A 24988-nucleotide genomic window follows, 5' to 3' on the forward strand; every position below is an offset into this window, starting at 1 on the left:
CGGATAACCCTGCTCTGGTAGCAGGGTTATTTTTTTAGGGGTGATGGGAGAAAAGCGTGTTAAGTATCCGGAGTTCGACTTAGATTAACACCCTCAAACCCTTGATACGCCTGTTTTCATGCAAGAGGCCCTGCCGCTTTCCTTCGCTTTGCTGGCCGGCACCGGACACGCCTTCGAGGCCGACCACCTCATTGCCGTGAGCACCCTGGTGGCCCGCCACGACCACCGCCGCGACGCCGTGCGCGAAGGGCTATTCTGGGGCCTGGGCCACACCACCACGCTGGTGGTGTTCGGGGGCGCGCTGCTGCTGAGCCGTTCCATCATCACCCACACCAACTACTTCGAGGCCGCCGTGGGCGTGCTGCTGCTGGTGCTGGGCCTGAGCCGCCTCACTGATAAAAGCTACTACCAGACTGCGCCCCCGCGCTACCGCCGGGGTACGGCCTACGCCGTGGGCCTCGTGCACGGGCTGGCCGGCAGCGGGGCGCTGGTGCTGCTGCTGATGGGTAGTCTGCGCTCCGCGTGGCTGGGTGTGGCCTACCTGGCGCTGTTCGGGCTGGGCTCGGTGGTGGGCATGCTGGGTGCCACCGGCCTGATGAGCGTGCCCTTCACCCAACGGATGCGCTTCAGCCGCAACCTGCGCGCCGGCTTGGTCATTGTCTCGGCTTTGCTCAGCATCGGGTACGGCGGGTGGATGATCTATGGGAATCTGCGATGATGACTTTACTGCGCCTTACGTTCGCCTCACCCCTAGCCCCTCTCCGGAAAGGAGAGGGGGACTAGTCCTAGCTCTAGCGTTACCTTGTCAGTCTAAGATTTAAAACTACAACTAGTTCCCCTCTCCTTTTTGGAGAGGGGCTAGGGGTGAGGCGACCATAAGAACGAAATTCCATGCATTTAAGCCCCAAAGACCTTGATAAGCTGGTGCTGCACCAGGCCGGCGTGGTGGCCCAGAAGCGCTACGCCCGGGGCTTGCTGCTCAACTACCCCGAGGCCGTGGCCCTGCTGGCGACCCAACTGCTGGAGTTTATCCGCGACGGTGAATCGGTGGCGGTGCTGATGGATAAGGGCAAGCAGATTCTGGGGCTGCAGGACGTGCTGCCGGGCGTTGCCGCGCTGGTGGCCGAGGTGCAGGTGGAAGGCACCTTCCCCGACGGCACCAAGCTCGTGACCGTGCATCACCCCATCTGCCGCGAAACCGGTTCCGCCGAGCTGGTCCTCTACGGCTCCGGCCTCGTGCGCGCCCCGCGCCCCGCCGTCGCCCCGCCCGAAACCACCCCGCCCGCGCCCGGCGAGTACCAGCTGGCCGCCGCTGACCTGCTCCTCAACGCAGGCCGCGAAACCCTGACCCTCGACGTGCTCAACCGCGGCGACCGGCCCATCCAGGTCGGCTCGCACTACCCGTTCTTCGAAACCAACGCCGCCCTCGACTTCGACCGCGCCGCCGCCCGGGGCTTCCGCCTCCACATCCCCGCCGGCACGGCCGTCCGCTTCGAGCCCGGCGAGCGGAAAAGCGTGACGCTAGTGGCGCTGGCCGGGGAAAGAATCGTGTACGGCGGCAATGCGCGGATTAATGGGAAGGTGGATTGAGTGAAATAAGTAAGCATTACTGTAGGGGTTTTAAAATCAACTTCACAACGAGTATAATTTATGAAACTAGTTAATTGTTTACTCATCTGTGCTTTGTCAAGTATATTGGTTTCTTGCGAATACTGGGATAGTCGATTGACTATAATAAATAAGACAGGTCGAAAAATAGCAACTGAAACATACACAGATACGGTGCCTGAATACCCTAGTGTGAACCAAAGGGAATTTTATCTGCGTCAAGCATTTGCACCAGATAGTAGCACTACAATGTTGAAAGAGGGGAAAGAAGGCTGGCCGAACTATCTGGAGAGTAGTAAAAATAGCAAGCTAAATCTTGTGATTTTTGACTTTGAAGATGTGGAGCAATGCAAATCAATTGATAGTTTAATAACTCATAAAAAATACAGAATAATCACAATGGATAAAACTGAATTGATCAAAAATAATTGGCAGGTTGTAATCAAATAAAATCATCCCATGTCCCTTTCCATCTCACGGCGCGCGTACGCCGATATGTACGGCCCTACCACCGGCGACCGGGTGCGGCTCGGTGATACCGACCTCGTGATTGAGGTGGAAAAGGACTTCTGCGTCTATGGCGAGGAGTGCAAGTTCGGGGGCGGCAAGGTGCTGCGCGACGGCATGGGCCAGGCCGCCGGCATCCCGCCGGCCGAGGCCCTGGATTTGCTCATCACCAATGCCCTCGTGCTCGACTACACCGGCATCTACAAGGCCGATGTCGGGGTGAAGAACGGGCGCATTGCGGGCATCGGCAAGGCCGGCAACCCGCACATTATGCCGGGCGTGACGCCGGGCATGACGGTGGGCGTCACCACCGAAGTCATAGCGGGGGAGGGGCTCATCCTCACGGCCGGCGGCATCGACTGCCACATTCACTTCATCTGTCCCCAGCAGATTGATGAGGCCCTGGCCGCCGGGCTCACCACCATGCTGGGCGGCGGCACGGGGCCGTCGGCGGGCACCAGCGCTACTACCTGCACGCCGGGTGCGTTCTACATCGAGATGATGCTGAAGGCCACTGATGCGTTTCCGCTCAACTTCGGCTTCCTGGGCAAGGGCAACACCTCCCGCCCCGAGGGCCTGCGCGAGCAGCTGGAGGCCGGGGCCCTGGGCTTCAAGCTCCACGAGGACTGGGGCACCACGCCCGCCGCCATCGATACCTGCCTGCAGGTGGCCGAGGAGTACGACGTGCAGGTGTGCATCCACACCGATACTCTCAACGAAAGCGGCTTCGTGGAAAACTCGGTGGGCGCGTTCAAAGGCCGCACCATTCACGCCTACCACACCGAAGGCGCGGGCGGCGGCCACGCCCCCGACATCATCAAAATCTGCGGCGAGCCGAACGTCATTCCCTCGTCCACGAACCCCACCCGGCCCTTCACCAAAAACACCATCGACGAGCACCTCGACATGCTCATGGTCTGCCACCACCTCGACCGCAACATCCCCGAGGACGTGGCCTTCGCCGAAAGCCGCATCCGGGGCGAAACCATTGCCGCCGAAGATATCCTCCACGATTTGGGCGCGCTCAGCATCATCAGCTCCGACTCGCAGGCCATGGGACGCATCGGCGAAGTAGTCACGCGCACCTGGCAGACGGCCCACAAGATGCGCCAGCAGCGCGGCCTGCTCCCCGAAGACGCCGCCCGTGGCTGTGACAACTTCCGGGCCCGGCGCTACGTGGCCAAGTACACCATCAACCCCGCCCGCGCCCACGGCTTCGCGGCGCACATCGGCTCCGTCGAAATCGGCAAGCTGGCCGACCTGGTGCTCTGGAAACCCGCTTTCTTCGGCTCCCGGCCCGAAATGGTCATCAAAGGCGGCGTCATCGTGCGCAGCCAGATGGGCGACGCAAACGCCTCCATTCCCACGCCCCAACCCTCGTTCTCGCGGCCCATGTTCGGGGCTTTCGGCGGGGCCGTTGGGCCGACTTCGCTGGCCTTCGTCTCGGGCGCCTCGGTAGAGCACGTGCGTACTTCGTACGGCCTGAAGAAGCAGGTGGTGGCCGTGCAGGGCTGCCGCACGGTGCAGAAAAAGGACATGGCCCTCAACGACTACCTGCCCAACATCGAAGTAGACCCCGAAACCTACCGCGTCACCGTCGACGGCGTCCACCTCACCTGCGAACCTGTGGACACGCTGCCGCTGGCGCAGCTGTATAACCTGTTTTAGGGTTAGAATTAGAGCTAGTTCCCCTCCTTGGAAAGGAGGGGTTAGGGGTGGTTGATTCGTTGAACGACCCGCTAGCTTCTAGTTCTAGTATCGTTCATATGTCGTCAACCACCCCCAACCCCTCCTTTCCAAGGAGGGGAGCTAGTTGCTAACCCCTAGCGCTTAATCTCCAATACCGACTTGTCTACCCGCCTCGCCCGTTTGCTCCACCTCGCCGATTCGGCTCTGCCGACGGGCGGGTTTGCGTATTCGTATGGGCTGGAGAGCAGCCGCACGTTTGGGTTGCTGCACTCTGAAAGCGGGCTGCGCAACTACCTGTACTCGTTTTTGCAGCAGGCCGTGGGGCTGGAGGTACCGTTTCTGAACGCCTGCTACCGGGCCGCTTTGCCCGCCGGGGCCGAGGTGCTGCGCACCATCGTGCAGGAGTACGACGCCCAGTTGCTGGTGCCGGCCCTGCACCGGGGCAGCCTCACCCAGGGCAAAACCTGGCTGCGGCTGCTGCACTCCTTCTACCCGGCCGCCGACCTGCCCGCGCTGGGCGAGTGGCTGGCTGCCGAAGAGCTGCCGCTGCATTTCGTGCCCCTGCTGGCCCTGAGCCTGCGCCGTCTCGAGTACGCGCTGCCCGAAATCCACACGCTCTACCTGCACCTGGCCCTGCGCGACCAAATCAGCGCGGCCATCCGGCTGGGCTGCCTGGGCCCCATGGAAGGCCACCGCCTTCAGCACGAGTTCTACGCCATTTTCGACGACCTGCTGGCCGGCGCCGACGACCTCGACCACCGCCACGCCACCCGCTCCGCCGTCCTGCTCGACGCCGCCCAGATGCTGCACGAGCAGGTGTACTCCCGCCTGTTTCAGAACTGAGGCCGGGAGACAGAACGGTGAGAAACCAGAACGTCATGCTGAGCTTGCCGAAGCATCTCTACCGCTTCGTTGGGCTAGCATTGCAACGAAGCGGTAGAGATGCTTCGGCAAGCTCAGCATGACGTTCTGAGGAACGTGCTTCTGGTAACTGATAACTGCCAACTAGCAACTACCCAATATGCCCTTCATCGATAAACTGGCCCTGCTGCTCCACGGCCACACCCACGAACAGTACGACTCGCCCGGTGACTTTGCCCGGCGCGAAACGCGGCGGCTGCCGTCGCACCGCAACTTCCGGCAGCGGGCCTTCACGGTGGGCATCGGCGGGCCGGTGGGAACGGGCAAAACGGCCCTGCTGAAGGCCCTGTGCGAGCGGCTGCGCCACGAGTTCGAGCTGGGTGTGGTCACCAACGACATCTTCACCAGCGAGGATGCCGAGTTCCTCATCCGCCACAGCGCCCTGAGCGAGGATCGGATTGTGGGTGTGGAAACCGGCGGCTGCCCCCACGCGGCCATTCGGGAGGATATTTCCCTGAACATGGACGCGCTGGAAGGCCTGATGAAGCGCTTCGACAACCGCCTGGATTACCTGTTCGTGGAAAGCGGCGGCGACAACCTGGCCGCCCATTTCAGCCGCGAGCTGGTGGACTACTCCATCTACGTCATCGACGTTTCGGGCGGCGACAAAGTGCCGCGCAAAGGCGGCCCCGGCATTACCCAGTCGGACCTGCTGGTCATCAACAAAACCGACCTCGCCGAGCTGGTCCGCGCCGACCTGGGCGTAATGGACCGGGACGCCCGTCGTATGCGCGGGGAAGGCCCCTTTCTGTTCGCCCGCGCCCTGCACGGCGTCGGCTTGGAGGAAATCATTGCGCACATCCACGCAGCCAAAGCGCGGGCGTTTGAAGCCGTAGGGGCGGAACGGCGGTGAAGTAGCAGCACAGCCGAACGTTGGAGGTAGAGACGCAATATCTTGCGTCTCGTCGTTGCTGATGTTGTTTGGCCGTGCCTTACGGTATTGTTCAACGACGAAACTCCAACTATTGCGTCTCTACATCGTTCCGCCGGATTTTGATGGCAGACCAGAAAGCCTAATACTTCCGCTGCCCGGCGTGAAAGTCCAGCAGCTCCGGGGCGGCGAGGGCGGCGTGCAGTGCGTCATAGATAGGTTGCAGGGCGGTGCGGCCGTGGCCCACGGCGCGGAGCAGGTGCAGGCCGGGGCGGGCTTCGGTGAAGGCCACCACGACGGGCTGTTGGGAGAGGTCAGGCGTCAGCTCGTGGCGGGAGTGGGGCTGTTGGGCCGCCAGCACGGCGGAAAGCTGCCGGAACCGCGCATCCTCCGGCGGCCCGGCCAAGTACACCGACAACGTGGTCTGGTGCGGGCCGAAGTGCGCGGGCGAGGTAGCAATGTGCTCCTGGGGCCGGAATGTAAACCGGTCCAGGGCCAGCAGGCGGCCCCCGTAGGTCAGCCGGATGTCTGATTCGTATCTGTGGAATTCGAACTGCTCCCCGCTGTCCATGCGGCCCGAGTGGAGCCAGTCGGCCAGCAGCAATACCGCGCCGGGTTGCAGGTGCCAGTGCTGGTGTTGGCGGAAACGCGCCTGGGCCTGGAGTACCAACGGGTCGGGAAGCACGGCCGTGAGGCTGCCGGCGGCTAGGTGGGCCTCCAAGTGCTGCTCGGCACTGGCGGCCCCGCTGTCGGAGCGGTACACGCGGGTGTTGGCTTGGGTACTCAGCAGCAGCCGGGCATCGGCCTGAACCGTGAGGCGCAGCCGCACCACGTCGCCGGCCAGAAAGCCGCCCCCGTAGCTGGACATGACTACGTGGCAGCCGGCCCCGTGGGTGCGCGGGTTTAGCAGCTTCAGCGGCTGCACGCTGCAGCTGCGCGTCAGCACCGATTGGCCGCGCACGGCCGTGGCTTCCAGTTCACTCCACGCGGATTCTTCGGGCATATTTGCGCTGTATATTAAGCGTAAATATGGCGTAAAACCGCTGTAGAGACGCGGTACTTCGCGTCTGATTGCCCAGAATAACTGGTCTGCTTCGCTTAGTAACCTCAGTAACCTCAGCCACGACGAGACGCGAAGGGTCGCGCCGCTACATCGTGGGCCGCAGCACCGCCAGCAGCTCCCGCACCTGGGCCGTGAGGCGGGCAGGCTCGTCGGTGTCGAGCAGGCGGGCGTCGAGGCCGACGCAGGTGGCGCCGGCGGCTTGCCATTCCGTGAGGCTTTCGATGGTGGGCTGGATGCCGCCCGTAACCATCAGCGGCACCTGGGGCAGCGGGCCGCGCAGGATGCCGAGATATTCCGGCGTGAGGTAGGCTGAGGGGAACAGCTTCACCAGCGTCGCGCCCAGGCGGTGGGCCTCGTACACCTCGTTCAGCGTTTGGGCACCGGGCAGCCAGGCCAAGTCGTAGCTGCGGCACACGGCGGCCACGTCGGGGCTCGTAACGGGCTGAATGATGAAGTCGGCCCCGGCTTCAATGAAGCGGCCGGCTTCCTCGGCCGTGAAGATGGTGCCCGCGCCCAGCAGCAAATCCGGAAAATCGGCCTCCACGAAACGCTGCAGCCGCTCGAAGATTTCCGGCGCTTGGGGGCCACGGTTGGTAAACTCAAACAGCCGCACGCCGGCCGCGTGGCAGGCCGCCAGCACCCGGCGGGCATACTCTTCCTGAGCGTGGTAAAATACCGGAATCAGCGGGTGCTGGCGGGCTTGCGTGAGGGCGTGGGCGGCAGTAAAGCGGGGCATGGGCGGTGAGGTGGTGAAATGGTGAGTTTACGTTCTGCTGGCGCAAACGGTGTAACCAGAACGTAAACTCACCACCTCACCATTTCACTATCTCACCTACACGGCAAACTCGCTCAGGGCGCGGTACACGTCGTACACGTTTTTGTCGCCGCGGAAGGTTTTGCTGATGGGCTCGGTCTGGCCGCGCACCCAGATTTTCAGCTCGGCATCGAGGTCGAAGTGGCCGGAGGTTTCCATGGAAAACCGCTCGATGCTGCGGTAGGGCAGGCTCAGGTATTCGCGCTTTTTGCCCGTCATGCCCTGTTTGTCAATCAGAATAAGGCGTTTGGTGGTGAACACCATCAGGTCGCGCAGCACGGCGTAGGCGTTGCGCACCTGCTCGCCGGGGGAAAGGAGTTGCTGCAGCTCCAACTGCATATCCTGCGCGTCGGTTTCGGAAGCATTGCCCAGCAGGCCGTCGAGAAGTCCCATCGTAAGTGGTTGAATTGGTGGAAAGGAGGCGAGAAGCTACAATTCTTCCACCAGTTCCCCGATGTTTTCTATACCTAATTCCAGCAGAGAGGTGCTCGGTGCTAACTGCGCTACGGCCCATTGTTGCTGAATGATAGCCACATCTTCGAGAGAATACTCGAAATCCTGCGCCTCAATGGCCATCAGCGCCATCAGCTGCGCTTCGTAGCCTTGCTGAAAGACCATCTGGAAGAGTTCCTTTAATAAGTGCCGACAATCGAACTGCGTGAGAGCATACACCATCGTGCCGTTGGAGCCGCGGTTTTCCGGCCGCTGAATGGCGCGCAGCAGCGGCGCAACGGCCCGCTCATCGCCCAGGTACGCTAGGCCCATAGCGGCCCGGTTGCGCCACCCGCGCTCCGCCGTCTCCAGCAGGCCCAGATAGAACTGCACTACTTCCTCAGTGCCAATGGCCGTTAAGGCCTCAAAGGCTTCGTAAGCCGCCTCCGGATTGGGGCCGAGTGCTTGGTTCCTGAGTGATTCCAGATTAGAGGATGCGTTGGGCATGGCTATAAAAAAGCAGCCGACCCCACCGGGGCCGGCTGCTGAAAGCTACTACAAAATGGCAGTGCTTAGTTGGTGCCGCCGGTGCTGGTGCCGGTCGGTTTCTTCTCCTGCTGCTGCAAAGCCGACTGCTGCATGGGGTTGGGCTGGGCGCGCTGCTGATACTCGAACAACTCGAAGCGCGAGGGCGCGGCTTTCTGGGGCCAGCTGTTGTTCGAGAGGTCGGTGTCGGCGGTTTGCTGCAAGGGGTCCAGCACGAAGCTCACCACCGGCTTTTCGGTGATGAACACCTTGGTTACCTCGGCGTTGTTCTTGCGCCAGATTTCGGCCGGAATGTTCATCATTTCCTGTTTGCCGTCTTCGTAGGTCATCTGCACAATCACCGGCATGGTGAGGCCGCCTTTGTTTTTCAGGCTCACTTCGTAGAAGTGCAGGCCGCTGTTGAGGCGCTGCTGCTGCTCGGGGCTCAGGCCCTTCACCATCTGCTGGTAGCGCTGCTTATCGGCCTCGGTGGTGGCCAGCGGGTCGTACTGGTTGTAGAAATCCTTGAGCTCGGGCTTATCGTCCACCAGGGTTTTCTTGATATCCTGCAGGTTGCGCTGCTGCGAAATGCTCTGGGGCGCCTTGTTGATCATTTCCCGCTTGCGGGCGTTTTCAATTTCGGGGTTCTTCGAGTCCACCGTGTACCACTTCACGCCGTCGATGGCAATGTCGGTTTTATCCACGCTGTAGAACCAGCCGCGCCAGAACCAGTCCAGGTCCACGCCCGAGGCGTCTTCCATGGTGCGGAAGAAGTCGGCGGGGGTGGGGTGCTTGTAGGCCCAGCGGGTGGCGTACTCCTTGAAGGCGTAGTCGAACAGCTCGCGGCCCATGATGGTCTCGCGCAGAATGTTGAGGCCGGTAGCGGGCTTGCCGTAGGCGTTGTTGCCAAACTGCAGCACCGACTCCGAGTTGGTCATAATCGGAGTCTGCAGGCTCTTATCTGACTGCATGTAGGCCACAATATTGGCCGGCTCGCCGCGGCGCGACGGGTAGTTCCGCTCCCACTCCTGCTCCGCCAGGTACTGCACGAAGGTGTTCAGGCCCTCGTCCATCCACGTCCACTGGCGCTCATCGGAGTTCACAATCATGGGGAAGAAGTTGTGGCCCACCTCGTGAATAATCACCGAAATCATGCCGTATTTCCGGTCGGCCGAGTAGGTGCCGTCCTTCTCGGGGCGGCCACCGTTGAAGCTCAGCATCGGGTACTCCATGCCGCCCACCGGCCCGTGGACCGAAATGGCCACCGGGTAGGCGTAGGGAATGGTGAATTTCGAGTAGGTTTTGATGGTGTGCGCAATAACCTCCGTCGAGTACTTGCCCCACAGCGGGTTGCCCTCCTTGGGGTAGAAGCTCATGCACATCACCGGCACGCCGTTCTGCTTCACGCCCATGGCGTCCCAGATGAACTTGCGCGAGGAAGCCCAGGCGAAGTCGCGCACATTTTTGGCGGCAAACGTCCAGGTTTTGGTGTCCTTGGCGCGCGTCAACTCGGCCCGCTCCGCCTCCAGCGGCGACACAATCAGCACCGGCTTGTTGGAATTCTTGGCCTGGTCGAGGCGCTGGCGCTGGGCCGAAGACAACACTTCCGAAGCGTTCTGCAAGGTGCCGGTAGCGCCCACCACGTGGTCGGCGGGGGCCGTGATGCTCACGCGGTAGTCGCCGAAGGGCAGGGCAAACTCGCCGTTGCCCAGGAACTGCTTGTGCTGCCAGCCTTGGTTGTCGGAGTACACCGCCATGCGGGGGTAGAACTGGGCAATTTCGTAGAGGTAGTTCTTATCCTCCGGGAAAAACTCGTAGCCCGAGCGCTGGCTGATTTTGGTCTGGTCGTTGATGTTGTAGCTCCACTTGATGCTGAACGTCACGGCCTGCTTGGGCCGCAGCGGCGTGGGCAGATCCACGCGCATCATGGTGTGGTTAATCACGTAGGGCAGCGCTTTGCCACCTTTCATTTTCACCTCCGCAATCTTGAAGCCCCCATCAAACTCGCTTTTCTGCAGATAATCCAGCGCCTGGAACGGCATGCGCGGCTGAATCTGGCCTACCTCGGTGGCGGTGGTGATGGAGTTCTTGTCCATCACGTTCTGGTCGAGCTGCACCCACAGGTAAGTCAGCACGTCGGGCGAGAGGTTGGTGTAGGTGATGTCCTCGTCACCGCTGATGGCCTGCCGGGTATCATCCAGCTTCACCCGGATGTTGTAGTCGGCGCGCTGCTGCCAGTAGTCGGTACCGGGCGCGCCGGAGGCGGTGCGGTAGGAGTTGGGCGTGGGCAGCATCGTTTCGAGCTGCGCGAATTTGTCGGTACCGGAGTTGGTGTTCTGCGCCGCCGTCGGCAGGGCCAGCAGCGCCGCCAGCCCGGCGGCCAGCAGAGTAGGTTTCAACATAAGGGTAAAGAAGGGGAGAAAAAGACGTGGCAACAAGCGGTAACTGCGGCCCGGCATAATCAGGCTGCGCCGCGTGCGGCGAAAGACACAGGGGGGGAAGGGGGGTTGCACATTCCTGTAGGTTCCATCAGCTACTGCCAAGCGGAGCTTGGCTACCTCATAAAAAACAGCAGCCAGCCCATATATTCTGCTTGTGGTATGTCACAAACGGCAGCTGTGCAGGCGGATGTTGACTGTAGTATAGCCGCATAGTTAGATAGTTCATGAAAATACTACTGTGGATATCTGTAAGAATCAGTATGTCAATGGATTTTGATTGAATAGTATTAGCTGGGCCACTAGTAGTGAGAGTCACTTATACCGTGGTACTGTCCTCGACTAGAAGCCACAGGCACAGTAGGTTTGGTTATTCCTTTTCTCACCAACCTTCTACACAATCATGGGTGCACATCGAGTAATACAGTTTGCTTTTTTAACAACTTTAGGGCTCGGGTTGGCCGCTTGTGAGCGGCCTGAAGTAAATCCGGCCAAGGGTTCCGCAACTACTTCTGCATCGGCAAACGCAGAAGGGGAAGTAGCCCCGACGGAAGACCGTAACCAGCTGGCACAACTGCTGGCCGTGGAGCTGGGTACGAACGAGAAACTGCGCGACTTTCTGCGGGAGCACGCACTCAGCCAGTTTGATGGGGACTACGACGTCCTGTATCAGCGCGTGGCCGGCGAGAGGATCGGGGATGAAACGCTGGAGGATATCTTCACCCGGCAGTACGTGAGCCAGGCCGAAAAACGGGGCCAGGACGTTTCCAGCGACCAGGCCCGGACGTGGGTGCAACGCACTATTGCCGGTATTCCGCTGTGCCAGTTCTCGGTGCCGGTAAACTGCGAGAAGTGGGATGCTTCCTACGCTCCTTTGGTCATTGCGCTGCCCACCGATTTCGACGATATGAAAGTTGAATCGATTCTTGCCTTCAACCAGGATGGCAAGGAGGAAGTGCTCAATGGCACTGCAGAGCCGGAACTGCCGGTAGTTGTTATCGGCACCAATGAGCGGGTGAATGAGAAAGGCGAAGTAGAAGCGGGCTACGCTACGGCTGAACGCTACAACGGAGCCATGGAACGGCTGGAGCGGTATAAAATCCGGGACATTGGAGCCATTGAGAATTGGCTATTGGGCGGTCCTGAGCTGCAGATGCAACATTGGGTTGCGCCGATGCCCAACTATGGCGGCTTACCGCCATATCAGCCCGCTACGGCTCCTTATCAGATGGGGACCTGGTCGCAGAATCCCAGCCGCAACTCAGTAAAGAACGGCCAGTGGATTAATGCGCAGAGCCTGCTCTACTACTGGAATGTGAATTACTACGGTCAAACGTTCCGCGACATCTGGGTGGAGCGCGATTCGGGACCAAACATTCGCCTCAACCTGACGGTGACGCTGCCCAAAGGGGTAGTAATAACCTTCAACCCCACTATCGGCTCCAATGATGAGCGTATGGGTGAGCAGTTTGTGAATTACAGCGACCCGCACTGGCCCCAGAACCAGCAGAACCCCTACGGGCCGGGCGAAGTGTATTACTTCCGGGGGAGCTACTAACGCGTAGCACTTCCTCACTGGCAAGGCCGAGCAATGCACCCGCATTGTTCGGCCTTTTGCTGTGTATTCAGGAAGCAGAGTGAACCCGGTTCGGTAGGTCCATTAGCCTAGCAAAAGCGTCAGGGCAATGCCCAGGGCCGCCCCGGTGGTTACCAGCAGCCAGTCGCGGCGCGCCACCCGGAGGCCCCGCAGCAGCCCGAAGCCCAGCAGCAGAATCAGGCCCACGATAAGCAGCTGGCCCAGCTCCACGCCCACGTTGAAGCTCAGCAGCTCCAGCATCGGCCGGCTCTGGCGGCCCAGCAGCTCGCGCAGGTAGCTGGAAAAGCCCAGCCCGTGAATCAGCCCGAATATGGCCGCCAGCAGGTTCGGGAGCGTAAGCAGAATCGGTTCCGGCGTGCGGCTTTCAGATGGGCGGGTTTCCGGCCGGCCGGCGCGCACCAGGTTCAGCAGGCAGGTCAGCACAATGGTCACCGGAATCAGCACCTCAATCAGCTGGGGCGAGTACTGTACCACGTCCAGCGTAGCCAGAGCCAGTGTAACCGAATGGCCTACCGTAAAGCTCGTTACCAGGGCTACTACCCGCCGCCAGTCCCGCAGCACGTAGGGCGCGCACAACGCCAGCAGAAACACCAGATGGTCGTAGGCGCGCAGGTTGAAAATGTGGTGAAAGCCGAGCTGAAGGTAGGTGCTGAAAACAGACATGCAGAAAATCAGGGACTGAAAGGAAGCCCAAATATCACAAACCCGAGCTGTTTTGTGGGGGCGCTTGCCATCTGACATGGGAAGAACACCACAGGGCGTCAGGCAGAGCGCACAAAAAAACTCCCTGCCGACAAAGCCGGCAGGGAGTTGCAAAAGCGCAGGAAGTAGTTGCTATTCCTTTACAATGCGACGAACATCAAGGCCGCCTTCGGTGCGGGCGCGCAGCATGTACACGCCGCTGGGCAGCTGCGTCAGGTCGAGGGGTTGGTCGAGGCGGCCGGCGGGCACCGTGAGGATGCGCACCTGCTGCCCGATGGCGTTATACACCGTCAGCTCCACCGCTTTATTGTAACCGGCCAGCTTTACCGTCAGCATACCGTCGGTGGTGGGGTTAGGGAACAGCGTGAGGGAAGTGCCGGCCAGCGGCTTCACGCCGGACGTTACAACCTGCGTAGCCGAAGGCACCGAAGCGCAACCGGCCGCGTTGGTCACCACTACCGTGTAGGTGCCGTACTGCGCAGCCGAATTCACTACGTAATCCTGACCTGTGGCTCCGGGGATAAGCGTGCCATTGAGGTACCACTGGTTGCCGGTGGCCGCGCTGCTGGTGAGCGTGGTAACCGGACCGTTGTAGCGCACCGCAACCGTAGGCTGGGCCGGCGTGGCGTTGATGGTTACCGTAGTGGTAGCCGTTACAACCGCACAGCCACCCGAAGCAGCTACTGTATTAGTTACGGTGTAGGTGCCGGGCGCACTGGTAGCAATATTGATGGCACCCGTAGTGGCATTAAGTACCAGACCCGTCGTGCTGCTGAACGTGCCGGCCGTGGCACCGGTTGCCAGCGTTACCGTGGCCGGAGCCGCGCCTACGCAGTAGGCGGCATTGGCATAGCTAAAGCCAGCCGTGGCCGGAGCCGTGATGGTTACCGTGGTGGTAGCCGTTACTGCCGAGCAGCCACCGGAGGCAGCCACCGTGTTGGTGACGGTATACGTGCCCGGCGTGGAGGTGCCGGGGGAAATAGCACCCGTAGCCGCGTTAACGGACAAGCCCGTGGTGGAGCTGAACGTACCGGCCGTGGCACCGTTGGCCAGGGTAGCGGCCACCGTGCCGCTGGCACTGGTGCAGTAGCTGGTAGCAGTATAGCTGAAACCGGCCGTGGCAGGGGCCGTGATGGTTACCGTGGCGGTAGCCGTTACGGCCGAGCAGGGGCCACTGGCGGCCACAGTATTCGTTACCGTGTAAGTACCGGGCGTGGAGGTGCCGGGGGTGATGACGCCGGTAGTGGCATTAATAGTCAGCCCCGTAGTTGAGCTGAATGTACCGGCCGTAGCCCCGCTCGTTAGTACCGGCGTTACGGTGCCGGTAGCCGAGGCGCAGTAGCTGGCAGCCGCATAGCTAAAACCGGCCATGGCAGGGGCCGTGATGGTCACGGTAGCCGTGGCCGTAGCCGCCGCGCAGCCACCCGAAGCCGCTACCGTATTGGTGACGGTGTAGGTGCCGGGGGTAGAGGTGCCGGGCGTGATGGCGCCGGTGGCCGCATCAAGCGTCAGGCCCGCAATTGAGCTGAACGTACCGCTGGCCGCGCCCGCCGACAGCGTAGGCGTTACAGCACCGCTGGCACTCGTGCAGTAGCTGGCAGAAGCATAGCTGAAACCGGCTGTCAGGGCGTTGCTGATAGTAACCGCAGCCGTGGCCGACGAAGGGCAGGTGCCCCCCACGCTGTACGTCACGATGTACGTGCCCGACGTGCTGGCCGCCAGGTTGATGATTCCCGTGGCAGCATCCAGGCTCAGGCCCGTAGTGCTGCTGAAGGTACCGCCGGCCGTACCCGTAACGGTAGGAGCGGGATTGGTGCCGCTCTGGCAGAAGCTGCTGTTGGCGTACGCAAACGTAGCGGTGGTAGCGGGGTTTACCGTTACCGATACCGTGGCCGATGTAGCCGAGCAGCTACCCGTCGTCACCACCACCGAGTACACGCCGCTGGCCGTAACCGTGGCGGTATACGTGGCTGCGGTGGCCCCGCTGATGGGCTGGCCGTCCAACAGGAACTGGTAGGTGGCACCCGTCACGGGCGTAGCATTAAGTGTGAGGGTGCCCGAGCCGCAGAAGGTAGTGGCCGTAGCCGCCGCCAGCGTGGCCGTGGGGGCCGCCGTTACCGTCACCGTCACCGGCGAAGAATAGATAACGCGGTTGTCTGCCGTCTGAATAACGGCCCGGAAAGTGGTGGTGGTCGTCAGGTTGCTGAAGGCCAGGGTCGCGCCGGTGTTGGTGCCGGGTACGGCCACGAAGCCGCTGCCGGTGTTGGCCTCGTAGCCCGTGATGGTGCCCGTGAAGCCGGTGAGCGTGAGCGTACCCGAGTTGGTGCCGCTGCACACGCTGGCTACCGACGAAGTCAGCACTCCACCTTCGGTAGTGGCCAGTACAAAGAAATCATTGCCGGGCGTGATGGGCAGCGTCGATACCAGCCCGGTAGTAGGTGCCGAAGCAGCGGTGCCACCAATGCTGGCGTACGTTCCGCTGGCCGTAGCCGCCTGCGCTACCACGGCGGTGGCAGAGCCGCCGATAAGGTCATCGGCGCCGTAGCTGAGCTGCACCGTGGCCGAAGCCGGCAAGGCCGCCGTGTTCTGCAACTGCACGTAGCGCGTGGGATTCAGGGCCGAAAGCCCGCCCGACAGCGTACCGCCGGTAGCCCCGCTGATAACGGTAGCCGTAAACGTCTGGGGACCCGAAGTGGTAATGCCCCCCACCACTACCGGCCGCCAGCCCGGGCCGTCGCCAATGGCGAAAGTGCGGCTCACGGCCGTGGCACTGTTGACGGTGATGGCCAAGGGGCCACGCACGTAGCTGGTAGCCGAGCCGGTAGGCGGAGCGCCCACGGTTTCAGCCAGGATAAGTGTGTTAGCCACCGAAGTGGCCAGCACTCCGCTGGTCAGAAACAACGACTGGGTAGCATCGCCGCGCACGGTAAGGTTGCCGCCAGCCAGCGTTACGCCATTCGGGTTGGCAATGGTGAGGTAATCAACAATCCGGGAAGCCGGCACCTCGAAGCCTGTGGTATGGCCAATTGACTCGGGGGCGTATACCAGCTGCAAGGCACCGGTACCGATGTTAAAGGTCGGGGCCACATCGAAGGTAGCTGCTGGGCTGGCAGAGCCGGTGGCTCCCGCCTGAACAACATTCAATACGGCCGTGCCGTCGCCAATCGTGAGGTTACCGGAGTTCAGCACACTACCCGAGAACAGGTTCACCCGCGACACTACCAGCGGAACCGCCAGCGTTACGCCGCCGCCAATGTTGTCAATGGATAGCGTCCGGATTGTCTGGAAGGTGCCCGAGCCGTTCAGCGTCTGAGGCACGGCCCCCGCGAAGTACAAGGTGCTGCTGGTGGTAGTGCCCGTAAGCGTGCCATTGTTGGTAACGGCCGGCCCCAATAGTAGCAACAGGTTGCCGTTCAAATTCAACGTTCCGCCCAGGTTAACCAGCACCGTGCTGTAGGCGTTGGTCTGGCCCACCAGCAGCACGCTTTTGCCGCTGCCGATGCTCACATTCGGAACGTTGCCCCGAATGCGGAAGTCGAAATTGGTGGCCGTAGCGGCCGTGCCTGGGTTCAGGGTGCCGCCCGTGGTGTTGTAGGTGCCTGCTACGTAGTAATCGAGCGGGGTAGTAGCGGTGCTGCGTTGCACCAGGTTGATGCTGCCGCCCGAAACGGTACTGGTCCCGTTCACGCCAAACGAAGGCGTGCCGCTGGCATTGGCCACATTGGCTACGTTGATGGTACCCGCACTAAGTGTAAACGTCATGGCCGCGGCGGCGGTGGCACTGGTAAACGACCCGAACCGGCCGGCCGACGTAAGTGTGCCCCCTTCCATCGTATAGATTGAGCCCGAACCGAATACCAGCGAGTTGCCGCTGCCCGTGCCCACGTTGTAGGTGCCCGCGCTGATGCGCAGCAGGCCGTTTACGGTACCGGAGCCCGTCTGGCCCAGCACGGTAAAGTTGGGATTGTTGAGCCAGAAGCCGCCGGTAGCCGGAACAACATACGAGGCGGAGTTGCCAAACACCCGGTTACTGACCGTATTCGAGCCCGAAATCTTCAGGGTGCCGGTCATGTCATCCACCGGCGTGGTGCCAGTGGTGCGGGTCAGCAGAAAGCCGTCGGGAGTTGCCGCCGCACCTTTCACTGTGAGGGTGCTCAGGTTCATTTCCACCACATCGGCCCGCACTGCTTTGGCCAGGGTCATGGTCTGCAGATCGGTGGTGCCGGTACCGCTGAAGCTGGCGTTGCCCGCGCCGGTAAAGCGCAGCTCCGAGCCCAGGGTAGTACTGAAGCTCAAATCCAGGGTGCCGTTGTTGGTGACATTGCCGGCCACCTGCAGCTGGTAAGCCGTGGTTGTGGAGGTCAGCAGTGAGCCGGTGCTGGCCACGTTCAGCGAGGCGCAGCTGGCTGCCACGTCCAGCGTCACGGTAGCCCCGCCCACAATGGTTATGTCATCGGCGGCGGTGGGTACCACGCCGCCTGCCCAGGTAGCCGGGCTGCTCCAGTTGCCGCCCGTGGCAGTGGAGCTGATGCTGGCCTGCACCTTGCGCACCTTCCATACGGGGGCCGGGGCACTGGCGCGGGTGGCCGTGCCAGCAGCGTCGGTCAGGGCCGGAATGGCCGCCGGTACGCGGGCCGCCGCCGCGCCCGGCCGCTGCTGGGCCTGGGTAAGCGGACTTACCAGCAGGCTGCAGACGGTAGCCAGCAAAGGCAGCCAGCCGCGGGATGTTCCGCCCGACGTTCGTCTGGCTGGAGAATTCTGTACTGTTGGAATCATGCAAAAAAAGGTAAGAGTGGGAAAATGGACAAAACAGACCGCCTGCAAAAACTTGCGGCCGGCAGAGGGAAGTAGAAAAACGGCTGAAAAACGCCCGCAACGGCCGGGTAAACGGGTACAGCAAAGCCGCGTGTTAGTCGTTAGTACACAAGGAATATTGTCTGGCAATAAGAGGGTAAGATAGAGTAAATATTCTGTTTGTTCGCCTGATAATATAAATGCCTGTATGGGCCTGGTCAGTAGCCTTGCGAACCTATTTCATCAAGCCAATTAATATGAAAAAACGAGTACTGCTACTGGCAATGGCCGCCCTGTCGAGCATCGGTGCCGGCCACGCCCAAACCACCATGCCGCTGCCCCGTGCGCTGGCCGAAGCCGCCCTCACCCGCGCCAATACGGCCCGGGCGGTGCATGAGCTGTTCAAGAGCCGGCGGGGGGGGGGGGCGGCGGCCTGGCTGGGGCTTGGAGTAGCCAACTTGGCGGCGTCCATTCTGCCGGCCCAGCAGTCTGCCAGCGCCGGGGTCTGGACGTCTGGGGTGGTGGCCGGCACCGCTTTCCTTGGAGTCGGGCTGAATAAGGGCATCGGGTTCTGGTGGAGCAAGGAGCAGCGTGTGCTGCGCGAGCTGGGCGCTACCGGCCACCTGCCGGCGGCTATCAGTCGCCGACTAAAAGGTCGGTTTCTGCCTCTGCACGGCACCGCTTCCGAAGAAAATACTTTGCTGGCGCATGGAGTAGGGGGCATTGGTTCGGCTGCTACCGGCGCTGCTACCCCGGCCCAAGTGCTGGCCGATGCCCGGCAGGATACACTTGATGCCGTAATGTACTGCAGCACACAAAAAAGCCTCGCTGGTGCATTATCGGTGAGGCTTTTTGTGTGGGTTGATGAGGTATTGCTTGCTGTTACCTGCGTCGGGCAGGCGGCCTACTTCACCACGCCAAACTGCCGGCGCTTGAAATCCAGTACCACCGTGTTGTTGATGAAAAAGACGTTGCCCGTCAGCGCGTCAATCTGTTCCGCTTTGTTGAAGGTCGTCAGGCGCGGATTGCGGTTATACCACGCCACTGATTTGGGGAGCTTCAGTGTGCCCAGGTATGCGTCCTGCGGCATCGGCGCGCCGTAGAACCACACCATTTCGCCCCAGGACGGCAGCCGCATGCTGTCGGTTACGGCGGTGGTGCCCGTCAGGCTTTGCCAGGTAGCATAGTCGGTGTTCAGGGGGAAGATGCTGGCGCCGGTGTCGAACAGTGTCCAATAGGTGCGCGGGCCCACCGTAACAGGAATGTGCATCCGGCCGTTTTTCAGCCGACTGGCCACAAACGTGGTCCGGCCGCGCCAGTACGCATCCACCGAGTCCAGCACGCACATGCGGCGCTGCGGATAGTCGATGATGAGCACCTTGCCCGCCAGAAAATCGGATCCGATGGAGCCGATGAGCTTTTCCGAGGAAGTGTAGAGCGAGTCCGGCGGTACCGCGTCGCCGTGCCCGACCATCAGCCGCGGGTGCGGAATGGTCGCGCCGCCCATGGTCACGGGCAGGCCGGTCGTACCAAAATTGACCACCCCGTTATCGTTTATGCCCCGCTGGGTGGTATCCACCAGGGCGTACAGCTGCCTGCGGCCGGGGAAATAGCTTCTGAGGGCATTCTCGTACAGCAGCGTGGCATCACTGCCCAGGTCAAACTGCGTGGTGAAATTGCCCCGGAGGTCGTTGATTTTGACCGGAACCATGAGGGCTACCTTATCAAACTTCCGGCCCTCCACCGTGGCGGTAGCCCAGGTGAAGGAAAACCACGGATAGGAGGGAAGAGTGGTAGAAAGCGCCTGTTTCTGCGCGGTGCAGCCGCCAAGGGCTACCGTAGCCGCCAGCAGCAGCTTCCGAAAGGTGAGTAGCATGAATAGGGATGGATACGTTGGCTAACTGTCAGTGTCAGGGCAAGCTAGGCATAATTTCATTTTCTGGCGGGGAGTAAAATGCCTGCTCCGCATCCACAATAGTTTGCGCCGGAAGCAGTTTATCGTTGGCTAATTCATCCATACTATAAACGCCATGAAAAGGATTATTCCCGTTGTGCTACTGCTTGGTGCCGGAAACACCAGCTTCGCCCAAACCTCCAGCCCCGCTCCGGTGGCCTCTGATGTCGCCGCCGTTGCCGCCCCGGCCCGCCCTTTATCGGACAGCACGCGGCAGGCGGTGCATAAGCTGTTCAAGTGGGGCCGTATCTACGGGCTCATCTCCACGGTGAGCGGCGGCCTGGTGCTGGGCAGCAGCACCGGCTACGCCATCGGCGGCGACACGAACTGGAAAAACATAGGGAGCATAGCCATGGGCGGCACGGCCGTTGCCTTAGGCACAACCAGCCTGGTGCGCTTCAGCCGCCGCCGCGAGCGGGCAGTACTGGCCGCCCTGGAGCGCGGCGAAACCCTGCCGCCCTACGTGATGCTCATGTCGCCCTTTCTGCCCAAAAAGTAGCACGCAAAAAAGCCCCGCCGACACAGTGCCGACGGGGCTTTTCATTTACTCTAATCAGGTTACCCCACAGCGGGCATCTCCACGTTGTTGAAGCGGATGCCGCCGTCTTCCAGCACGGCTTCCACCACGGCATCCTTGCTCACGCGTCCCGAGAGGATGTCTTTCGACAGCTCGTTGAGCACCAGGCGCTGGATGACGCGTTTGAGCGGCCGGGCCCCGAAGGTGGGGTCGAAGCCCTGCTCGCCGAGGAAGTCGAGCACCTCATCGGAGGCGGCCAGGCGGATGCCGGCTTCTTCCAGGCGCTGCTGAATCTGGCGGAACTGGATGTCCACGATCTTGCGGATTTCCTTGCGTTTGAGTGGCTGGAACATCACGATTTCGTCGATGCGGTTCAGGAACTCGGGGCGCATGTGCTGCTTGAGGCGCTCCACCACTTCCTCGCGGGTGCGGTCCACCACCTCGTCATGGTTGTACTCGTTCAGCTCCTTGAAATTGTGCTGAATGATGTCGGCCCCCGTGTTCGAGGTCATGATGATGATGGTGTTCTTGAAGTTCGCCACCCGGCCCTTGTTGTCGGTAAGGCGGCCGTCGTCGAGCACTTGCAGCAGGATGTTGAACACATCGGGATGGGCTTTCTCGATTTCGTCGAGCAGCACCACCGAGTACGGCTTGCGACGCACGGCCTCGGTGAGCTGCCCCCCTTCGTCGTAGCCCACGTAGCCAGGAGGCGCCCCAATCAGGCGCGACACGGCATGGCGCTCCTGAAACTCGCTCATGTCGATGCGTACCATGGCGTTTTCATCGTTGAACAGGTATTCGGCCAGGGCCTTGGCCAGTTCGGTTTTGCCCACGCCGGTCGTGCCCAGGAAAATGAACGAGCCGATGGGCCGCTTGGGGTCCTGCAAGCCCGCACGGGAGCGGCGCACGGCGTCCGAAATGGCCGCAATGGCCTCCGACTGGCCGGCCACGCGCTTGCCCAGCTCGGCCTCCAGGTTCAGCAGCTTCTCGCGGTCCGACTGCAACATTTTGCTCACCGGAATACCGGTCCACTTGGCCACCACATCGGCAATATCCTCCTGGGTCACCACTTCTTGCAGCATCGAGCCGCTTTCCTTGCCCTTGTCGGCTTCGGCTTGGGTTTGCAACTCTTTCAGCTTGGTTTCAGCTTCCTGAATCTTGCCGTAGCGCAACTCAGCCACCCGGCCGTAGTCGCCCTGACGCTCGGCTTGGTCGGCTTCTAGTTTGTAGCGCTCAATGTTCTCCTTCTCGGTCTGGATGCTGGTGAGGGCCGATTTCTCGTTTTCCCACTGCGCTTTCAGGTCGTCTCGGCGGGAGGAGAGGTCGGCAATGTCCTTGTTGAGCACGGCTTCCCGGTCGTGGTTTTCCTCGCGCCGGATGGCTTCGCGCTCAATTTCCAGCTGCATAATGCGGCGCTGCACCTCATCCAGTTCCACGGGCATGGAGTTCAGCTCGATGCGGAGCTTGGCAGCGGCCTCGTCCATCAGGTCAATGGCCTTGTCGGGCAGGAAACGGTCGGTGATGTAGCGGCTGCTCAACTCCACGGCGGCAATAACGGCGTCGTCGGTGATGCGCACGCCGTGGTGCAGCTCGTACTTCTCCTTGATGCCGCGCATGATGCTGATGGCGTCCTCCACGGTGGGCTCGTCCACCATTACGGCCTGGAAGCGGCGCTCCAGGGCCTTGTCCTTCTCAATGTACTTCTGGTACTCCTTGAGCGTGGTGGCCCCGATGGCGTGCAGCTCGCCGCGGGCCAGCGCCGGCTTGAGTAGGTTGGCCGCGTCCATGGCGCCCTCGCCGCCCGCGCCGGCCCCGATGAGCGTGTGCATCTCGTCAATGAACAGGATAATCTGCCCGTCCGAGTCGGTTACTTCCTTGATAACGGCCTTGAGGCGCTCCTCAAACTCGCCCTTGTACTTGGCCCCGGCAATGAGCAAACCCATATCCAGGCTCATAATCACCTTGTCGCGCAGGTTTTCGGGCACATCGCCGGCCACAATGCGCTGGGCCAGGCCCTCCACAATGGCGGTTTTGCCCACGCCTGGTTCGCCCAGCAGCACGGGGTTGTTCTTGGTGCGCCGACTCAGTATTTGCAGCACCCGGCGGATTTCCTCGTCGCGGCCGATTACCGGGTCCATCTTGCCGGTGCGCACCTGCTCGTTGAGGTTGCGGGAATAGCGGTTGAGGCTCTGGTACTGGTCCTCGGCCGACTGCGACGTGACCTTGCGGCCCCCGCGCAGCTCCAGAATGGCCGCTTTCAGGTCTTTCTCGTTGAAGCCGGCGTCCTTCATCAGGGTAGCTACGGCGTCCTTGCCACCTAGCAGCCCCAGCAGCAGGTGCTCCACCGACACATATTCATCGTCGAACTCCTTCAGAAAGCCGGTAGCACGTTGCAGCGCGGCGGCGGCTTCGTTGGAGAGGTAGGGCGAGCCCCCGTTTACTCTGGGATAGGCGGCCACGATGGCATCGAGGCGGGGTGTGAGGATGTTCAGGTTCACGCCCAGCTTCTTGGCCAGAAACGACAACACATTCTCGTCGCTTTGGAACAGGCCCTTCAGCAGGTGGCCGGTTTCAATGGCCTGCTGCTGGTTGGCGCCGGCAATTTCGGTGGCCTTCTGCACGGCCTCCTGCGCCTTGATGGTATAGTTATTAAAGTTCATGGTTTGCTTTCGTCGTAGAGTGAGACTTCGCAGTGAAAGATTCTACGAGGGGACTAGCAAACAGGGTGCGAGAGGGGTTTTGCTGACTTTTTGGCGGGAAAATTATTTAATAGGAATGCTAAACCCGACAAAATTTCACATTGAAACATTGTGAGTATTACAGCATAATTCCCTTTTGATAGGGGAAGGATAGTATATTGCCACAAAAATTCAGCAAATCACAAAGCTTAAATGCGAGTACTTGGAATTGACATAAGTGGTAAGTCCGCAATTTTCTGTGGGATAGAAAAATCAGGTGATGATTTTTTAGATATTACCGGAAGTCTTAAAAAACTGGATTTGAAGAATGATGAAGATTGTACAGAGGTGCGCGAATTCGCAGAAATTGTTCGTTCTTATTTTGATGAATCACATTTTAATTCAGTTGCAATTCTTAAAAGAAGTAAAAATGGTCAATTTGCTTCCTCACCTATTTCATTCAAAATTGAAGGTTTAATTCAAATTAATAGCAGCATGAATGTAGTTTTCATTGCTCCGGCTACTCTTACAGCATTTTACAAGAAATACACATTAGGCTTCTCTGCTCAATTTGCCTATCAATCAAAAGCAGCAAATCTCGCATTTTACTTGGCTGCCAAATGATACTAGACTCCTTACAGGATAGCATGGTTGACACTCCTGTAAAGGATTTTGTCAGAGCTCAAACTGATGTTATTATAGACGGATACTCGGCCACTGGAGCTAACGGAGACGTATATTTTGGCACACGAAAAATATTGTCAGATAGAGTTGCTCTTAAATTTTATTATTACAATCCTATAGCGCCAATACATCAGGAGCCTGTTCTATTGAAAGAAATAAAGCACAAAAATATAATTGAAATTTACGATGCTAGAGTTATTGACAATAAATATGCATATTTTCTAACTCCAGAGATAAGTGGAGGCGACTTGCAAAGTTATTTAGACAGCAACGCTCTGTCAATACAATCTGCCATTAGTATAACAAGGGGCATCTTACAAGGGCTAGCTGAATTGCACAAGCACCCTAACAATCTTTTGCACAGAGATTTAAAGCCTGATAATATATTAATCAACAAGCATAACCTTGAACCATGTATAGCTGACTTCGGCTCAATTATTAGACTGCCTGATTCATCGGCGCATGCTTCCGTTTCAAAAAATAACTTCTTCTACCAACCTTGCGAAGCCGTCAAGGACAAAATATACACTAAACAATCAGACCTTTATCAAGTTGGTATTATTCTATTTAGGATGCTTGGAGGCCACTTTCCCATGTTCCCCCAGGCATGGCTAAATAAAGTGGAGCAAAAAGAGTACGATAGTATTCAAGGCGGATACGAAAAATGGACTTTTATAGAAAGAGTTATTGAGAAAAAGATTGTAACGGGCAAACTACTCAGTTATGACAGCTTACCTTTCTACGTAGATGACAAGCTAAAGAAAATCGTAAAAAAGGCCACACATATTGATTATAAGAAAAGATATGCAACATGTGTAGAATTCCAAAAAGCCTTATTCGACTATGGGAAAGATGCCATCGACTGGGTAAACAACAGCGGAATTGTTCATGCAAAGAGAAAAGACGGCACCGAATTCAAGATTTCACCAGATGGCACGAGTTTCAAGCTAGAAACTCTCAAAGGCACGAGCCCTTGGAGAAGGAATAATCAACATGACGGAAAATTAAAATCAATTATAGCACTGATAAATAAATAGCCACAACTTTAGCAACATCATTGTTCGCGAGCCATACAGAAGCTCCCGTTTCTTCAGCGGTGGGGGCAGCGGGCGGGGAAACTATCCAACCCGAATCCGCAGAACCCCAGCCGCAGCGTGTCGCTGAGGGCATTCAAAACTAGCGGAGTATAAGACG

19 protein-coding genes are annotated in these 24988 nt (G+C 59.7%); 10 read left to right on the forward strand and 9 right to left on the reverse strand.

The genetic code is table 11. The features are described from left to right. Positions 1 to 118: 118 nt before the first annotated feature. The 6 genes from EI293_RS19325 (at position 119) to ureG (ending at position 5578) form a co-directional block, all read left to right on the forward strand. A complete protein-coding gene (locus tag EI293_RS19325) occupies positions 119 to 718 on the forward strand; it encodes a sulfite exporter TauE/SafE family protein (protein ID WP_125440195.1) in 600 nt (199 codons plus the stop codon). Positions 719 to 891: 173 nt separating this feature from the next. Beyond that, positions 892 to 1590, forward strand: coding sequence for an urease subunit beta (locus EI293_RS19330; RefSeq protein ID WP_125440196.1), 699 nt, complete (start codon positions 892 to 894; stop codon positions 1588 to 1590). Between the two features lie 60 nt (positions 1591 to 1650). After that, complete coding sequence (locus EI293_RS19335) at positions 1651 to 2058, forward strand: hypothetical protein (protein WP_125440197.1); 408 nt, start codon at positions 1651 to 1653, stop codon at positions 2056 to 2058. A gap of 9 nt (positions 2059 to 2067) precedes the next feature. Beyond that, positions 2068 to 3783: an urease subunit alpha gene (ureC, locus tag EI293_RS19340; protein WP_125440198.1), complete on the forward strand. Its 1716-nt coding sequence runs from the start codon at positions 2068 to 2070 to the stop codon at positions 3781 to 3783. A 180-nt stretch (positions 3784 to 3963) separates the two neighbouring features. Continuing rightward, positions 3964 to 4647 carry an urease accessory protein UreF gene (locus tag EI293_RS19345; protein ID WP_170170448.1) on the forward strand — a complete coding sequence of 228 codons (684 nt, stop codon included), beginning with the start codon at positions 3964 to 3966 and terminating at the stop codon, positions 4645 to 4647. A 178-nt stretch (positions 4648 to 4825) separates the two neighbouring features. Next, positions 4826 to 5578 carry an urease accessory protein UreG gene (ureG, locus tag EI293_RS19350; protein ID WP_125440200.1) on the forward strand — a complete coding sequence of 251 codons (753 nt, stop codon included), beginning with the start codon at positions 4826 to 4828 and terminating at the stop codon, positions 5576 to 5578. 160 nt (positions 5579 to 5738) lie between these two features. On the opposite strand, the gene EI293_RS19355 is transcribed toward ureG, so the two are convergent. The 5 genes from EI293_RS19355 to EI293_RS19375 all read right to left on the reverse strand — a co-directional run bounded on the left by EI293_RS19355 (position 5739) and on the right by EI293_RS19375 (position 10832). Beyond that, complete coding sequence (locus tag EI293_RS19355) at positions 5739 to 6599, reverse strand: urease accessory protein UreD (protein ID WP_125440201.1); 861 nt, start codon at positions 6597 to 6599, stop codon at positions 5739 to 5741. A 145-nt stretch (positions 6600 to 6744) separates the two neighbouring features. Beyond that, positions 6745 to 7395, reverse strand: coding sequence for a beta/alpha barrel domain-containing protein (locus EI293_RS19360; RefSeq protein ID WP_125440202.1), 651 nt, complete (start codon positions 7393 to 7395; stop codon positions 6745 to 6747). A gap of 96 nt (positions 7396 to 7491) precedes the next feature. After that, positions 7492 to 7866 (reverse strand): PH domain-containing protein, encoded by a 375-nt coding sequence (locus EI293_RS19365; RefSeq protein ID WP_125440203.1) that lies wholly within the window; start codon positions 7864 to 7866, stop codon positions 7492 to 7494. Between the two features lie 36 nt (positions 7867 to 7902). Further along, on the reverse strand, positions 7903 to 8412 hold the full coding sequence (locus tag EI293_RS19370) for a HEAT repeat domain-containing protein (RefSeq protein ID WP_125440204.1): 510 nt from the start codon (positions 8410 to 8412) through the stop codon (positions 7903 to 7905). A 65-nt stretch (positions 8413 to 8477) separates the two neighbouring features. Continuing rightward, positions 8478 to 10832 carry a M1 family metallopeptidase gene (locus tag EI293_RS19375; RefSeq protein WP_125440205.1) on the reverse strand — a complete coding sequence of 785 codons (2355 nt, stop codon included), beginning with the start codon at positions 10830 to 10832 and terminating at the stop codon, positions 8478 to 8480. 493 nt (positions 10833 to 11325) lie between these two features. On the opposite strand from EI293_RS19375, the gene EI293_RS19380 reads away from it, so the two are divergent. Beyond that, positions 11326 to 12426 (forward strand): hypothetical protein, encoded by a 1101-nt coding sequence (locus EI293_RS19380; protein ID WP_125440206.1) that lies wholly within the window; start codon positions 11326 to 11328, stop codon positions 12424 to 12426. A gap of 102 nt (positions 12427 to 12528) precedes the next feature. Here the strand turns inward: EI293_RS19380 and EI293_RS19385 are convergent, their stop codons facing one another. From EI293_RS19385 to EI293_RS19395, 3 genes are all read right to left on the reverse strand, one after another. Beyond that, positions 12529 to 13128 (reverse strand): HupE/UreJ family protein, encoded by a 600-nt coding sequence (locus tag EI293_RS19385; RefSeq protein ID WP_125440207.1) that lies wholly within the window; start codon positions 13126 to 13128, stop codon positions 12529 to 12531. Between the two features lie 171 nt (positions 13129 to 13299). After that, complete coding sequence (locus EI293_RS19390) at positions 13300 to 17943, reverse strand: T9SS type A sorting domain-containing protein (protein WP_125440208.1); 4644 nt, start codon at positions 17941 to 17943, stop codon at positions 13300 to 13302. Positions 17944 to 18865: 922 nt separating this feature from the next. Continuing rightward, positions 18866 to 19837, reverse strand: coding sequence for a hypothetical protein (locus EI293_RS19395; RefSeq protein WP_125440209.1), 972 nt, complete (start codon positions 19835 to 19837; stop codon positions 18866 to 18868). Between the two features lie 154 nt (positions 19838 to 19991). Here EI293_RS19395 and EI293_RS19400 point away from each other — a divergent pair, with 154 nt between their 5' ends. After that, positions 19992 to 20414: a hypothetical protein gene (locus EI293_RS19400; protein ID WP_125440210.1), complete on the forward strand. Its 423-nt coding sequence runs from the start codon at positions 19992 to 19994 to the stop codon at positions 20412 to 20414. A gap of 59 nt (positions 20415 to 20473) precedes the next feature. Here EI293_RS19400 and clpB read toward each other — a convergent pair whose 3' ends face one another. Further along, positions 20474 to 23092: an ATP-dependent chaperone ClpB gene (clpB, locus tag EI293_RS19405; protein WP_125440211.1), complete on the reverse strand. Its 2619-nt coding sequence runs from the start codon at positions 23090 to 23092 to the stop codon at positions 20474 to 20476. 231 nt (positions 23093 to 23323) lie between these two features. Between clpB and EI293_RS19410 the strand changes: the two genes are divergently transcribed. Both EI293_RS19410 and EI293_RS19415 read left to right on the forward strand, forming a co-directional pair. Continuing rightward, on the forward strand, positions 23324 to 23734 hold the full coding sequence (locus tag EI293_RS19410; RefSeq protein ID WP_125440212.1) for a DUF3010 family protein: 411 nt from the start codon (positions 23324 to 23326) through the stop codon (positions 23732 to 23734). 23 nt (positions 23735 to 23757) lie between these two features. Then, positions 23758 to 24831 (forward strand): protein kinase domain-containing protein, encoded by a 1074-nt coding sequence (locus EI293_RS19415; protein ID WP_170170449.1) that lies wholly within the window; start codon positions 23758 to 23760, stop codon positions 24829 to 24831. Positions 24832 to 24988 lie beyond the last annotated feature (157 nt).

The organism is Hymenobacter perfusus (assembly GCF_003944765.1).
In the GTDB taxonomy this organism is placed as follows: domain Bacteria; phylum Bacteroidota; class Bacteroidia; order Cytophagales; family Hymenobacteraceae; genus Hymenobacter; species Hymenobacter perfusus.

Coding starts and splice junctions, on each gene's coding strand:
- ureG (WP_125440200.1), top strand. CDS start 4,826: ATGCCCTTCATCGATAAACTGGCCCTGCTGCTCCACGGCCACACCCAC.
- EI293_RS19355 (WP_125440201.1), bottom strand. CDS start 6,599: ATGCCCGAAGAATCCGCGTGGAGTGAACTGGAAGCCACGGCCGTGCGC.
- EI293_RS19400 (WP_125440210.1), top strand. CDS start 19,992: ATGAAAAGGATTATTCCCGTTGTGCTACTGCTTGGTGCCGGAAACACC.
- EI293_RS19415 (WP_170170449.1), top strand. CDS start 23,758: ATGGTTGACACTCCTGTAAAGGATTTTGTCAGAGCTCAAACTGATGTT.
- EI293_RS19360 (WP_125440202.1), bottom strand. CDS start 7,395: ATGCCCCGCTTTACTGCCGCCCACGCCCTCACGCAAGCCCGCCAGCAC.
- EI293_RS19390 (WP_125440208.1), bottom strand. CDS start 17,943: ATGATTCCAACAGTACAGAATTCTCCAGCCAGACGAACGTCGGGCGGA.
- EI293_RS19385 (WP_125440207.1), bottom strand. CDS start 13,128: ATGTCTGTTTTCAGCACCTACCTTCAGCTCGGCTTTCACCACATTTTC.
- EI293_RS19370 (WP_125440204.1), bottom strand. CDS start 8,412: ATGCCCAACGCATCCTCTAATCTGGAATCACTCAGGAACCAAGCACTC.
- EI293_RS19365 (WP_125440203.1), bottom strand. CDS start 7,866: ATGGGACTTCTCGACGGCCTGCTGGGCAATGCTTCCGAAACCGACGCG.
- EI293_RS19375 (WP_125440205.1), bottom strand. CDS start 10,832: ATGTTGAAACCTACTCTGCTGGCCGCCGGGCTGGCGGCGCTGCTGGCC.
- EI293_RS19335 (WP_125440197.1), top strand. CDS start 1,651: ATGAAACTAGTTAATTGTTTACTCATCTGTGCTTTGTCAAGTATATTG.
- ureC (WP_125440198.1), top strand. CDS start 2,068: ATGTCCCTTTCCATCTCACGGCGCGCGTACGCCGATATGTACGGCCCT.
- EI293_RS19330 (WP_125440196.1), top strand. CDS start 892: ATGCATTTAAGCCCCAAAGACCTTGATAAGCTGGTGCTGCACCAGGCC.
- EI293_RS19395 (WP_125440209.1), bottom strand. CDS start 19,837: ATGCTACTCACCTTTCGGAAGCTGCTGCTGGCGGCTACGGTAGCCCTT.
- clpB (WP_125440211.1), bottom strand. CDS start 23,092: ATGAACTTTAATAACTATACCATCAAGGCGCAGGAGGCCGTGCAGAAG.
- EI293_RS19410 (WP_125440212.1), top strand. CDS start 23,324: ATGCGAGTACTTGGAATTGACATAAGTGGTAAGTCCGCAATTTTCTGT.
- EI293_RS19325 (WP_125440195.1), top strand. CDS start 119: ATGCAAGAGGCCCTGCCGCTTTCCTTCGCTTTGCTGGCCGGCACCGGA.